General features: G+C 58.9%; 11 protein-coding genes. 7 read left to right on the top strand and 4 right to left on the bottom strand.

What is annotated here, in order from left to right; all coding sequences use genetic code 11:
• The first annotated feature begins 26 nt into the window (after positions 1-26).
• The 6 genes from RQI55_RS18400 (at position 27) to RQI55_RS18375 (ending at position 7,866) form a co-directional block, all read left to right on the top strand.
• On the top strand, positions 27-680 hold the full coding sequence (locus tag RQI55_RS18400) for a thiamine phosphate synthase (protein ID WP_243255122.1): 654 nt from the start codon (positions 27-29) through the stop codon (positions 678-680).
• 8 nt (positions 681-688) lie between these two features.
• Positions 689-1,894: a tetratricopeptide repeat protein gene (locus RQI55_RS18395; protein ID WP_409233751.1), complete on the top strand. Its 1,206-nt coding sequence runs from the start codon at positions 689-691 to the stop codon at positions 1,892-1,894.
• Between the two features lie 152 nt (positions 1,895-2,046).
• Entirely contained in the window at positions 2,047-2,847 is an 801-nt protein-coding gene (locus tag RQI55_RS18390) for an inositol monophosphatase family protein (RefSeq protein ID WP_042617563.1), read from the top strand.
• A 213-nt stretch (positions 2,848-3,060) separates the two neighbouring features.
• Entirely contained in the window at positions 3,061-4,080 is a 1,020-nt protein-coding gene (locus RQI55_RS18385) for a flagellar motor protein MotA (protein ID WP_243255123.1), read from the top strand.
• 2 nt (positions 4,081-4,082) lie between these two features.
• Positions 4,083-5,114: a peptidoglycan -binding protein gene (locus tag RQI55_RS18380; RefSeq protein ID WP_243255124.1), complete on the top strand. Its 1,032-nt coding sequence runs from the start codon at positions 4,083-4,085 to the stop codon at positions 5,112-5,114.
• 1,105 nt (positions 5,115-6,219) lie between these two features.
• On the top strand, positions 6,220-7,866 hold the full coding sequence (locus tag RQI55_RS18375; protein WP_243255125.1) for an FAD-binding dehydrogenase: 1,647 nt from the start codon (positions 6,220-6,222) through the stop codon (positions 7,864-7,866).
• On the opposite strand, the gene RQI55_RS18370 is transcribed toward RQI55_RS18375, so the two are convergent.
• Positions 7,863-9,674: an ABC transporter transmembrane domain-containing protein gene (locus RQI55_RS18370; RefSeq protein WP_311273232.1), complete on the bottom strand. Its 1,812-nt coding sequence runs from the start codon at positions 9,672-9,674 to the stop codon at positions 7,863-7,865. The two genes, RQI55_RS18375 and RQI55_RS18370, sit on opposite strands and share 4 nt — an antisense overlap.
• A gap of 207 nt (positions 9,675-9,881) precedes the next feature.
• Between RQI55_RS18370 and rpmE the strand changes: the two genes are divergently transcribed.
• Entirely contained in the window at positions 9,882-10,103 is a 222-nt protein-coding gene (gene rpmE / locus RQI55_RS18365) for a 50S ribosomal protein L31 (RefSeq protein WP_042617559.1), read from the top strand.
• 185 nt (positions 10,104-10,288) lie between these two features.
• Here the strand turns inward: rpmE and RQI55_RS18360 are convergent, their stop codons facing one another.
• From RQI55_RS18360 to RQI55_RS18350, 3 genes are all read right to left on the bottom strand, one after another.
• Positions 10,289-10,804 (bottom strand): DUF1465 family protein, encoded by a 516-nt coding sequence (locus RQI55_RS18360; protein WP_192064445.1) that lies wholly within the window; start codon positions 10,802-10,804, stop codon positions 10,289-10,291.
• A gap of 354 nt (positions 10,805-11,158) precedes the next feature.
• Entirely contained in the window at positions 11,159-11,353 is a 195-nt protein-coding gene (locus RQI55_RS18355) for a DUF1192 domain-containing protein (RefSeq protein ID WP_192064444.1), read from the bottom strand.
• The gene (locus RQI55_RS18350) at positions 11,350-12,624 is read right to left on the bottom strand and encodes an MFS transporter (protein ID WP_192064443.1); all 1,275 of its coding nucleotides are present in this window, start codon (positions 12,622-12,624) and stop codon (positions 11,350-11,352) included. The genes RQI55_RS18355 and RQI55_RS18350 overlap by 4 nt, the downstream gene beginning before the upstream one ends.
• Positions 12,625-12,628 lie beyond the last annotated feature (4 nt).

The raw sequence follows: 12,628 nt of genomic DNA, 5'->3' as shown, positions 1-12,628 counted from the left end.
TCTGTCTGCGGAAAATGGAAAAACCGATGTCTGCACCCAAAAACCGTTGCCGCCTCGTTCTGATCGTGCCTGCGCATGATGATGCCGACCATCAGGCAAAGACGCTGCAAGATGCGCTGCGTGGCGGCGATGTCGCGTCCGTCATCATTCCCCAATATGGTCTTGACGACGCGACCTTCCAGAAATTGGCAGAAGTGCTGGTTCCCATCGTGCAGGAAGCGGGTGCGGCGGCACTGGTGGCTGGCGATAGCCGCACAGCCAGCCGCGTCAAGGCGGATGGCCTGCATGTGCTGGGCGGTGCGGAAGCTTTGGCTGAAGCCATGGAGAGTTTCTCGCCGAAACTCATCGTTGGCGGCGGCAATGCCGATGACCGTCACAAGGCGCTGGAGCAGGGCGAGAGCAACCCCGATTACATGTTCTTCGGCAAGCTGGAAGGCGATATCAAGCCGGACGCGCATTCCAAGAACCTCGCGCTTGGCGAATGGTGGGCTTCCATGATCGAAATCCCGGCCATCGTTATGGGCGGTTCCGATGTCGCCTCTGTGGTTGCCGTGTCGGAAACCGGCGTCGAATTCGTCGCCCTGCGGGATGCCGTTTTCGGCCATGCCGGAGGTGCCGCGCAGGCGGTTGCTGAAGCGAATGCGCTGCTGGACGAAAAAGCGCCACGGTTTGGCGGTTGATACAGGCGATGATCGCTCGTTTGCTTCGTTTCCGTCTGTCCGTTTCGGCTCTCGCTCTGGCTTGCGCGATTGTGCCGCATGCCGTTTTTGCACAGGATCCGAAACCGGCACAGCCACAATCCGAGCTTCTGCCGGGTGTGGGAACGAGCGCGCCGCAGCCCGATACGATGACACCGACCGATGAGGATACGGATTTTGGCCCCGCCAAAGCCGATGGCCCCGAAGTCCTGTCGCGTCCGTCTGACGCCAATGCCGAGCCGATCCGCAAGGGTCGCGTCGGCGCTGACGATCAGAAGGATTTGCAGCCTTCCGAAGGGGTCACTGTCTACCAGCGCATGGGGGCCGAGCTTCCAGCCCTTCCGGCAGAGAAGAAATTTACCGGCAAGGTGGATGAGGCCTTCGGCCACTATCAGCGCGGTGAATATGTGCAGGCGCTGTCCAAGGCTCTGGCGCGCGCGGAAAAAGGCGATGCACCGGCCCAGACGCTGGTCGCAGAGATGATGTCGCGCGGCTTCGGCATTGCCCGCGATGACAAGACCGCAGCCTTCTGGTTCGAGCAGGCGGCAAAGGGCGGCGATCCCGTCGCCATGTTCAAATATGCCCTCATTCTGATGGAAGGCAAAGTCGTCAAGCGTGATAAGACGCTGGCCGATGATTACATGCGCCGTGCCGCTGAGGCTGGCAATGCCGAGGCGGAATTCAACTGGGCGCAGATCCTGGTGTCGCAGGCGCCGGGACCCAATGGCCTTCACTCCGCTTTGCCATTTTATGAGAAATCGGCCGAAAAGGGCGTAGCCGACGCGCAATATGCCGTTTCGCAGATCTATTGGAACCTCAACGACATACCGCCCGAGAAGAAAGCCAAGTCCCGCGACTGGCTGACGCGGGCTGCAAAGGCAGGTTTTGATACGGCCCAGGTGGATCTTGGCGTCTGGCTCGTCAACGGTGTGGGCGGTGCGCGTAATCTGGAAGAGGGCTTCCGCTGGCTCCTTGGTGCGGCCCAGCGCGGCAATGTCGTTGCCCAGAACAAGATCGCTCATCTCTATATTCAGGCGCTCGGCACCAAGCCGGATCCAGTCGAAGCCGCCAAATGGTACGTGCTGTCGCGCCGCGCTGGTCTCAAGGACCCCGGATTGGAAGATTTCTACCTCGGAATCGAAGAAGAACAGCAAAGAAAAGCCATCGACGCTGCAAACCGCTTCCGCCCTGCCTGAGTTGGAGGCCCCTTCGGGTGTCTCTCGGCTTTTTACCTTGAATTCCAGCGCGTTTTGTGGTCTTGAACCGCAAACTTTCAATCAGAAACCGCATTTGCGTGCCTGCCGGAAATTTCGGCTAGCAGGTTCAGCCACCTTTCAGGAACAACGTCATGGCCCGTTCAGCCCTTCTCAATGTCATGGTTCAGGCCGCTCTCAAGGCCGGAAAATCGTTGGCTCGTGACTTCGGTGAAGTTCAGAACCTGCAGGTTTCGGTCAAGGGCCCCGGCGATTTCGTGTCGCAGGCAGACCTCAAGGCTGAAAAGATCGTCCATGACGAGCTGATGAAGGCCCGCCCGACCTATGACTTTCTGGGTGAGGAAGGCGGCGAAGAAAAGGGTTCTGACGGCGCGCATCGCTGGATCGTCGATCCGCTGGATGGCACCACCAACTTCCTGCACGGCATTCCGCAATTTGCCGTTTCCATCGCGCTGGAGCGCAATGGCGAAATCGTCGCGGGCGTCATTTTTAACCCCGCAACGGATGAGCTTTTCACGGCAGAACGCGGCAGCGGCGCGTTTCTCAATGATCGCCGCATTCGCGTAGCCGCCCGCAAGCAGATCACCGATTGCGTCGTCAGCTGCGGCGTGCCGCATCTGGGTCGTGGCAATCACGGCAAGTTCTTGGTGGAGCTGCGTCACGCCATGGGCGAAGTGGCTGGCATCCGTCGTTTCGGCGCTGCGTCGCTGGATCTGGCCTATGTTGCGGCAGGCCGTCTCGATGGTTTCTGGGAAGCGGATCTTTCCCCTTGGGATATGGCTGCCGGTCTCGTCATCATCCGTGAAGCGGGCGGTTTCGTCAGCGACATGAAGGGCGGACAGGATATTCTCGGCACCGGCACCGTCGTTGCCGGTAACGAATATATTCGCAAGGCCCTTCATGAAGTCGTCAATCGACCCATTCCGGGCCGTTAAGCCTCTTTTTTCGCTCGTCAATCTCCAGAGGAGGCGTTTGTCGACGCCTCTCTTGAACAAGGGTTGAAAAACCCTTGGGACGTTACCGGCTTTTCACTTCAATTCGTCGCAATTTTCCACTAGCTTCCGCTCGTAACCGCGATCATGCGTTTGCGAACCGCTGCAAGGCGTGTTCAAACGTGTGTTGCGGCAGGTCCAAAGGGAATGAGCATTATGGCGGATACGGAACGGCTGGACGTTGGCGTCGAGAGAGAGGTGACGAAGGAATATCACCACAAACTGTCGAGCCCCACGCCATTTTTGTGGACGATGGTCATCTTCCTCATCATCGTCGCCTTCCTCGCCGCCATTCTGTTCCGGCAGGCGCAATCGGCTTTCATGACCAATCCGGGCCTGAACGGCTTCATTCTCGGCGTTCTGGTCATCGGTATCATCCTTGTTTTCACGCAGGTTCTCTCGCTTCGCCCGGAAGTGCGCTGGTTCAACGGCTTTCAGGCGGCAGGCGCAGTGGACAAGGTCGGCCGCACGCCAAAGCTTCTGGCGCCCATGCGCGCCGTCTTCGGCAGGCGCACCGATGTGCGCGTCTCCACCGTCACGCAGCGCTCCCTGCTGGATAGCATCGCTACGCGGTTGGACGAATCGCGCGATACGTCGCGCTATCTCATCGGCCTTCTGGTGTTTCTCGGGCTGCTCGGCACATTCTGGGGCCTCATCGGCACCATTGCCGCCATCAGCGGCGTCATTCAGGGCCTTGACCCTACATCGGGCGACACCAACGATATTCTCTCGTCTTTGAAGTCGGGTCTTACCGCGCCTCTGTCGGGCATGGGCACCGCGTTTTCGTCGTCTCTGCTCGGTCTGTCCGGCTCTCTCATTCTCGGTTTTCTGGACCTTCAGGCCGGTCGCGCCCAGAACCGCTTCTATACCGAGCTGGAAAACTGGCTTTCTTCCGTGACCGATACCGGCAAGGATATGGGCGCGGATGGCAAGTCTGGCGCTTACGGTGCCGCTGGCAGCGAGCGTTCGCTCGCCGCCATGACCAGCCTTGCGGAAGGCATTCAGGGCCTCGTCAAGAACATGCGCGGCGAACAGCAGATGCTGCGCGACTGGATCGAGGCGCAGCAGGAGGAATCCAAATCCCTGCGCCGCACGCTGGACAGGTTGTCGGCGCGCATGGATGCCGACCAGAAATACGCCAGAAGTTCATCCCGCCACGATAACGGGAGCGAGTGATCATGGCGCTTGGGCGCAACCGCCGACGCGACCGGGGTGTCGATTACTGGCCGGGTTTCGTGGATGCCTTGTCCACGCTTCTCATGGCCATCATGTTCCTGCTCACCGTGTTCGTGCTGGCGCAGTTCATTCTCTCGCGGGAAATTTCCGGCAAGGATGAGGTGATGAGCCGGCTGAACAACCAGATCGCGGAACTGACCGAATTGCTGGCGCTGGAAAAGGGTAGCAAGCAGGATATTGAAGATACGCTGGCCAATCTCCAATCCACGCTGGCCGTGTCGGAAACCGAGCGTTCGCGCCTGCAATCCCTGCTGGACTCCGGCGCGGGCAATAGTTCAGCCGCCAATGCCCGCGTGGGTCAGTTGACGGGTGAACTGGAAGATGCGCGCCAGACAGGTGCGCGTGCCTCTGCCCAGATCGACCTTCTCAACCAGCAGATCGCAGCGCTTCGCGCCCAGATTGCCTCTGTCGAAACCGCCTTGCAGGCATCTGAAGCGAAGGATTCTTCCTCTCAGGTCAAGATTGCCGATCTCGGTCGTCGCCTCAATGTGGCGCTGGCCCAGCGGGTGCAGGAGCTGAACCGCTATCGCTCGGATTTCTTCGGACGCCTGCGTGAGATCCTGTCGGACCGAGAAAACATTCGCATCGTCGGCGACCGCTTCGTCTTCCAGTCGGAAGTGCTGTTTCCATCAGGCGGCAATGATATGAACCCGGCAGGTCAGGACGAAATGGCCAAGCTCGCCATGGCCCTGATTGATCTCGCCAAGGAAATACCCGCCGAAATCAACTGGGTTCTGCGCGTGGATGGCCACACGGATAATGTCCAGCTTTCGGGCACTGGCCGCTTCCGCGACAATTGGGAACTTTCCTCTGCCCGCGCGACCTCCGTGGTCAAATATCTCATCTCCAAAGGCGTCCCCGCAAACCGCCTCGTCGCGGCTGGCTTTGGCGAATACCAACCCTTGGCAGATGGTGATACGCCTGAAGCGCGCTCGCAGAACAGACGCATCGAGTTGAAGCTGACCGAAAGGTGAGCGCTCCGCTCCGCTCGCTATGGCTTACCTCTCCCTTTGTAGGAGCGGACAGAAAATCACGATCTTAGCGCAGCTAAGTCGTAGATTTTCTTGGGTAGAGGGGTCGTTCCCCAACCACTAGCGCTCCTATATCGCAAGATATTTCCGATCTGAATCAATGCTTTAATAAAAATCTCCGAAAATCCGCCAAAAATCGATCTGCACTTTCTCAATGACGGGCGAATCACCAGCACAATGCCCCCGTTCCGCCCTCGGATACACCGCAAGGCGTTGCGGCGAGGCGGAACCGGCGCTGGTGGTGATGAGGCTACGCAACCTTTCATCACCGGGGTCTGGCAGCGATCTCCCCGGGGGCAACGGGTGAGGGGATAGCGCCGGTTTCGGACCGGCTGGCGCAATCTCCTCCATGTTCGATCCGGCCTGATGCTTGTGCGTTGCGAAGGCCTTACGGGTTCGTTTCGCGTCTGCGTCAGTCCGGCTCGTCAGCCACCGGGCGTACCGACAGCCCTTCGCCTATGGTCGAACGCGACCGGATGGCGGAACGGCGAAAGTCAGGCGGTACACAGGAACACGCTGCATCTGCCCTGCATCGCAAATGGTGCGGACGGATCGTGAGGGACGCATCGGCCAAAAGCCTATGCCCACCTCGTGGAAAACGGATCGCTTGTGCACGCGCCTCGATCAATCGGCGCGGATGTCAGGCGAAGGCAGGTGCGGCCGAACTGGCAGGGGGTATCCTTTAGGAGATGCCGCCGCCCGGAATGGGGAAGGGTTGGACCTTGGTCATGTCCGACCGGTTTTCCGGCAAGGTTCGCCCTCGCCATCCGGGAATAGCCAGCCGTGGCAAGAGATCGTGGGCGGACATAAATCGCTGAACGGGGCGCTGAAAGGTGCCACTCCTTACACTACCCAACGAGGCAACTTCCAGCGCCCCGTCCGAAATACCCATGGCCTCAAATGGCGATGGTCAGAATTGAGAAGATCAAGCCACGGGCAGATGCTACCGCGTGAACGGCGAAGCTTGGCTGAAGGAATGCGCTTCTGCATCCGTTGCAAAAAAATTGACGTTTGCGTAAAGGTAATCCGATCTATCCGGGAGGGGTTGATGGAGCAATTTGACGTTATTGTCGTGGGCGCGGGACTTGCCGGTCTGGTGGCGGCCAGCGAGGCTGCCGAGCGTGGGCTGAAAGTCTGTCTGCTGGATCAGGAAGGCGCGCAGAATCTCGGCGGGCAGGCCTTCTGGTCGCTGGGCGGTCTTTTTTTCGTCGATAGTCCTGAACAGCGCTTCATGCGTGTCCGCGACAGTCTCGATCTTGCCCGGCAGGACTGGTTCGGTTCCGCCGCCTTTGACCGGCCAGAGGACCATTGGCCGCGCCTTTGGGCTGAAGCCTATCTGAATTTCGCAGCTGGTGAGAAGCGCGCATGGCTGCATGGGCTTGGCATGCGGTGGTTTCCGGTTGTCGGCTGGGCCGAACGCGGCGGCGCGCATGCCCATGGTCACGGCAACTCGGTGCCGCGCTTCCATGTGACCTGGGGCACCGGCCCCGGTGTACTGGAGCCCTTCGTCAGAAAGGTCAAAACCCTTGCAGAGACCGGGCGCATCGTTCTCAAATTCCGCCATCAGGTCGATGTGCTTGATAGCACCAATGGTGCGGTGACCGGCGTTTCCGGCATGGTGCTGTATCGGGACACCGTTCAGCGTGGGCAAAGCAGCAGCCGGCTCGGTATTGATACATTTCAACTTACCGCCTCGGCGGTCATTGTCACATCGGGTGGCATTGGTGGCAACCACGCGCTGGTGCGCCAGAACTGGCCGGTCGAGCGGCTGGGGCAACCACCAGCAGAAATGGTCTGCGGCGTTCCTGCCCATGTGGACGGGCGCATGGTTGCCATCACAGAAGCGGCGGGCGGTGCCGTCATCAACCGCGATCGCATGTGGCATTATACCGAGGGGGTGAAGAACCATGATCCGATCTGGCCAAACCATGGCATCCGCATTCTGCCAGGTCCGTCATCCTTCTGGTGCGATGCGCGGGGTGATCGGTTGCCAGCGCCTGCCATGCCGGGTTTCGATACGCTGGGCACGCTGAAAATTCTGCGTGAACGGGGCAGCGATTATAGCTGGTTCATTCTGACCAAGGCGATCATCAAGAAGGAATTTGCACTATCCGGTTCCGAGCAGAACCCGGACCTGACGGGCAAGAATATTCGCCTTCTTCTCAAACGTCTGGGCAAGGAGCCGCCCGGTCCGGTCAAGGCTTTCATGGAGCACGGCGAAGACTTTGCCGTTCGCGATACGCTGGAGGAACTGGTGGACGCCATGAACGCGATCACCGGTGAGGCGCATCTGGATACAGGCCACATTCGCCACCAGATCGAGGCGCGGGACCGGGAGCTGACCAACGGTTTCAGCAAGGATGCGCAGATCACCGCCATCAGGGGTGCGCGCAATTATCTCGGCGACAAGCTGATGCGCACTGCCAAGCCCCATCGTTTGCTGGACCCGGCAGCCGGACCCCTGATTGCGGTTCGCCTGCACATCCTCACCCGCAAAACGCTAGGCGGTCTGCACACCGACCTCCATGGCCGGGTGCTGGATGGCAACGGCGAGGCGGTGCCTGGGCTTTACGCGGCGGGCGAAGTCGCAGGCTTCGGCGGCGGCGGCATGCACGGTTATAATGCGCTGGAAGGCACCTTCCTTGGAGGATGCCTGTTTTCCGGACGCGTGGCTGGTCGGAGTGTCGGAGGCTAGCTGGATTTCAACAGCGTGACGACCTCGTCCTCGCCTGATGTCTGGAACTGAAGACGGGCGAGTTTCGCATAGAGGCCGCCCTGTCTCGAAAGGCTCTGATGCGTGCCCTCCTCGATGATGCGGCCTTCATCCATCACCAGAATGCGGTCGGCTTTCAGCACGGTTGCGAGGCGGTGGGCGATGACGATGGTGGTGCGTTTGGCAATCAGCTGATCCAGCGCCTTCTGCACCAGCGTTTCGCTCTCGGCATCCAGCGCAGATGTTGCTTCGTCAAGAAGCAGAATCGGCGCGTCCCGCAGAATGGCGCGGGCAATGGCGATGCGCTGGCGCTGGCCACCGGACAGTGTGACGCCGCGTTCCCCAACAATGGTGTCGTAGCCGCTACCGAGCTTGGCAATGAAGCCATCTGCCTGAGCGGCAATCGCGGCGGCCTGCACGTCTTCGCGGCTGGCATTGGGTTTGCCAAAGGCGATGTTGTCGTGAATGGACGCGGCGAAGATCGCCACATCCTGCGGCACGATGGCCAGCCGCGACCGCAGCTCTTCCAGCGTGACCGAACGGATATCGGTGCCATCCACCATGATGCGGCCGTTCTGCGGATCGTAAAAGCGCATCAAAAGCGAAAAGACGGTGCTTTTCCCAGCGCCCGATGGCCCGACAATCGCGACCGTTTCACCAGCCGCAACCTTGAAGGACAGGTCGGATAGAATCGGTCTGCCAACGGCCTGTGGATAATGGAAAGCAACACTTTCGAAGCTTGCTTCGCCACGGGCTGGAGCAGGCAGGGCAACTGGCGCTGCGGGATTTTCGACCGGCGATCTCTCCTGAAGCAGCTCGGACAGCCGCTCGGCGGCACCGCCTGCTTGCGAAAGCTCGCCCCAGACTTCTGAGAGCTGGCCGAGCGAGCTTGCGGCGATGACGGAATAGAGAACGAACTGGCTGAGCGTGCCAGCCGAAATCGTCCCATTTAGAACGCCATGTGCGCCATACCACAGAATGGCGACGACGCTGCCGAACACGAAGCTGATGGCGACGGCTGTCAGAACTGCGCGGGCGCTGATGGCTGCGCGGGCGCCGCGATAGGCCGTTTCGACCGCATTATTATAGCGAGAGTTGGCCAGCACTTCCGCATTGAAGGACTGGATGGTGCGGCTGGCGGAAACGGTTTCGGCGGCAAAGGCAGAGGATGTGGCAAGGGCATCCTGCGTGATGCGTGACCGCGAACGGACGGAGCGGCCAAAGGCGATCAGCGGGAAGACGATGAGCGGGATGGCCAGCAGCGCAAGGCCGGAAAGGCTGGGGCTGGTATAGACCATCATGACCACGGCACCCAGACAGAGCAAGATGTTGCGCAGCGCCTGCGAGGCCGATGAGCCGAAAGCGGAGCGGATCTGCACCGTGTCGGCGGTCAGGCGCGAGGCCAGTTCGCCGGAGTGGTTTACATCAAAGAATGCCTGGGACAACGATGTGAGGTGGGCAAACACATCGCGGCGAAGATCGGCAACGACCCGCTCACCAATGGTCATGACGTAATAATAACGCATGGCGCTGGCCAAAGCGAGCACGACGGCAATGGCCAGAAGCATGGCGAAATAATTGTTGATCATGGCGCCATCGGCACCTGCAAAGCCGTGATCGACGATCCGGCGCACGGCAAGCGGCAAAGCGAGCGTCATGGCAGACGACAGCACAAGGGCGAAAATGGCGGCTGCAACCAGCCCGCGATAGCGCTTCAGATAGGGGAACAGGCTCGCGAGAGGCTTGGGCGATTTGCGCATGGCCGATTTCGGTTCCTGAATGTCTGCCACGATCAACTCCTACATTTGCCGACATGCTGTTGTGCCAAGTGTTGACCGAGCATCAGCAGGCACTTGTTATCTCGGTGACCTTCATGTATAGGCTCCGCATCGAATTGGGAAGCCATGGCCAAATGGTCTGGAGCTTCATTATTGAATTGGCTCAGTTGACGCAATTGCGACAAATGGTCCGCATGTCACTAAAGCAGGAAGATTGTTATGAAGGCTGAAATTCATCCCGACTATCACATGATCAAAGTGGTCATGACCGATGGCACAGAATACGAAACACGCTCCACATGGGGCTCCGAGGGTCAGGTCATGAACCTCGAAATCGATCCAAGCTCGCACCCTGCCTGGACAGGCGGCAACCAGCAGCTGATGGACCGTGGCGGTCGCGTTTCCAAGTTCAACAAGCGTTTCGGCGGCCTCGGCCTCTAAGCTTCTTGATATTGAAAAGAATAGAAAAAACCCCGGAGCGATCCGGGGTTTTTTGTTGCGTGCAGTTTTGGGGCGTTTACCGCTCCGCCTGTGAGGGGCTAAATTTTACAGAGCCCGAGAACAAAAAAGGCAGACCGAAGCCTGCCTTAGAAGTGTTTCGTCGTCTGCAAAGCCGACTTGGCGTCTCAGTTTCCTGAGAATGCGGTACGGAGCAGGTTGAGCTGCGCCTGAACGCTGTTCTCATTGTCTGGAACCTTGGCGGCTTCAGACGGGCGATAGATTTCGCGGTCGAGAAGGGCGACGCGGTTCTGGAGGCGAAGCGAACGCTCGACGAGATCGCGGAACGATTCCGGCAGGTCACCCCAGCCGGGAGCGTTGCGATCAACGTTGAAGTTGTCGAGACGGACTTTGTTCTTCTCGCTCAGAACCTGATCGCGGCTCATTTCGCCATTGTTGACAGCGCGCTGGAGAAGAAGCCAGGAAGCCATCTGCATGAGGCGGGTTGTGAGACGCATGGATTCTGCGGCGTAAAGAACCGAGGCCATCCGTGGCAATACTTTGGAAGCTGCGCGCCCGGAACCGTCGAGGTAGGTCGCAGTTTCTTCTACCAAAGTCATGCCCTCAGAATAAAGGCTCTTGAACTGGTTGGAAGCTGCAGCACGGCCAGCAAAGCTGATAGTATTCAAAACCTGTTCTGACATTTTTTCAAATCCTGCTTACGCACCATACTACGGCAACGGAACTGAGGCGTAATAGTTCCGGCGTCTTTGTATTTTCAGGATGATAGCAATAGCCCAAATACGCAAGCTGATTATTAAAGAAAGGTTAATACCCACAGCTTTGGTCGTTTTGGGGCTGGACAAAAAAAGAGCCGCAAAAGCGGCTCTCAAGGTAAAACAGGGAGAAAAATCAGACCAAATCGCCGATAGGAGAAACTGCCTGAGGTTCAGCAGAACTGAACATGTATATTAATCGCTTAAAAAGCTTAATTTTTGGTTAATGGTAAACGAAATTCTGACCCGCTGCGTAACGTTAATGGAACGTCACGCAACCGATCAGGAGCGGAACAGGGTTTCTGCTGACTTTCGGCCCGCTGCCTTCTTCTCACGCTCAACTTCCAGTCTTGTTATTTCCACTTGAAGTATTGTGATGCGCGCCGTCAGCTCGTCCACCGACAATGGCGAGAGATCGCCACCCACAACATGGGTGGTGGCTGGGGGCTTCATGGATGGTTCGTCAAAGACACTCATATTCCGGCTCCTTTTTCCAACTCCGCCTCATCCTCGGGATATTGCGGGGCGCGAGGATCGAGCGAGGCGCTTTCAGGGGTGATCTGTGCCATGGCGGTGGTGGAGAAATTGTCCTTCTCTTCCGCAGGCAGAGCGGCGCGTTGGCGCGAGCGGAACATGGCATAGGCGGTGATGAGCAGGTGCGAAATGGCCGTGACCCAGAAGAGAGCATAGGGGCCGAAGGAGGTCATGATCGGGCCGCCGAGGGTCGGGCCAATGATGGTGCCGATGCCATAGAGCAGCAAGAGCCCACCAGAGACTTTGACGAAGTCTTCTGAGGAGGCGTAGTCGTTGGCATGCGCGACCGCGATGGGGTAGAGCGCATTTGCTGTGGCGCCATAGACCGCGATCATACCGATCAGCACATAGGCGTGGCCTGGCTGGACGAGGGTGACGGCAAGGCCTGCAAGGGCCGCCACGCCGGACAGACCGGCTAGCACATAGCGGCGGTCGATCCTGTCGGAGAGCTTGCCCGCTGGAAACTGTGCCAATGCGCCGATGAAGATGGTGACACTGACCATGATGGCGATGGTGGTGGGGTCAAGGCCCGCACGCGCGCCGAAAACCGCGCCTAAGGTGCCGTATGCGCCGTTGGCGATGCCGATCAGCAAGATGCCGATGAATGAGACGGGTGAGTTTCGATAAAGTGCTGGAAGATCCAGCTTGACCTTTTTGAGAGGCTGAGGGCTTTCCGCTTTCGACAGCATGGCGGGCATGATGGCGACGCAATAGATGATGGCGCAGACCATGAAGAGCGAGGTGTTGCTGACGGTGCCGAATGGGACGAGCAATTGTCCTGCCACGACGCCGAACAGGGTGATGGCGATGTAAAGGGAGAAGATCGCGCCACGGCTTTCATTGGTAGCGCGCTCGTTCAGCCAGCTTTCGATGATCATGGAGGTGCCAGCGGTGCAGAAACCGGTCAGCGCACGCAGCGCGACCCAGGATACATCATCGACGAAAAGTCCGGTTAGCAGAACTGTGAGGCAGATGAGGGCGACAAAACTGCCGAAGGCCCTGATATGACCGGCGCGCCGCACGATGCTGGGTGCCACAAAACAACCAACGACGAAGCCCGCAGCCCATGACGTGCCGAGAAAGCCCAGCACTTCGTTGGAATATCCTTCTGCCGATCCCCTCACGGGCAAGAGAAGGCCCTGGAGACCATTGCCCAGAAACAGAAACAAGGTGCTGGTTAAAAGGGCGAATACGGGTAGAAGGTTTCTGCTCATAAGG

The organism is Rhizobium sp. WCS2018Hpa-16 (genome assembly GCF_031843705.1).
GTDB classification, from domain to species: domain Bacteria; phylum Pseudomonadota; class Alphaproteobacteria; order Rhizobiales; family Rhizobiaceae; genus Agrobacterium; species Agrobacterium tumefaciens_C.
The sequence above is the reverse complement of the archived record's forward strand: the minus strand, read 5'-3'. Positions and strand labels throughout refer to the sequence as shown.

What these genes read in the sequence shown, in the direction of transcription:
- RQI55_RS18400 (WP_243255122.1), top strand. Translation starts at nt 27, where the DNA reads ATGTCTGCACCCAAAAACCGTTGCCGCCTCGTTCTGATCGTGCCTGCG.
- RQI55_RS18395 (WP_409233751.1), top strand. Translation starts at nt 689, where the DNA reads ATGATCGCTCGTTTGCTTCGTTTCCGTCTGTCCGTTTCGGCTCTCGCT.
- RQI55_RS18390 (WP_042617563.1), top strand. Translation starts at nt 2,047, where the DNA reads ATGGCCCGTTCAGCCCTTCTCAATGTCATGGTTCAGGCCGCTCTCAAG.
- RQI55_RS18385 (WP_243255123.1), top strand. Translation starts at nt 3,061, where the DNA reads ATGGCGGATACGGAACGGCTGGACGTTGGCGTCGAGAGAGAGGTGACG.
- RQI55_RS18380 (WP_243255124.1), top strand. Translation starts at nt 4,083, where the DNA reads ATGGCGCTTGGGCGCAACCGCCGACGCGACCGGGGTGTCGATTACTGG.
- RQI55_RS18375 (WP_243255125.1), top strand. Translation starts at nt 6,220, where the DNA reads ATGGAGCAATTTGACGTTATTGTCGTGGGCGCGGGACTTGCCGGTCTG.
- rpmE (WP_042617559.1), top strand. Translation starts at nt 9,882, where the DNA reads ATGAAGGCTGAAATTCATCCCGACTATCACATGATCAAAGTGGTCATG.
- RQI55_RS18360 (WP_192064445.1), bottom strand. Translation starts at nt 10,804, where the DNA reads ATGTCAGAACAGGTTTTGAATACTATCAGCTTTGCTGGCCGTGCTGCA.
- RQI55_RS18355 (WP_192064444.1), bottom strand. Translation starts at nt 11,353, where the DNA reads ATGAGTGTCTTTGACGAACCATCCATGAAGCCCCCAGCCACCACCCAT.
- RQI55_RS18350 (WP_192064443.1), bottom strand. Translation starts at nt 12,624, where the DNA reads ATGAGCAGAAACCTTCTACCCGTATTCGCCCTTTTAACCAGCACCTTG.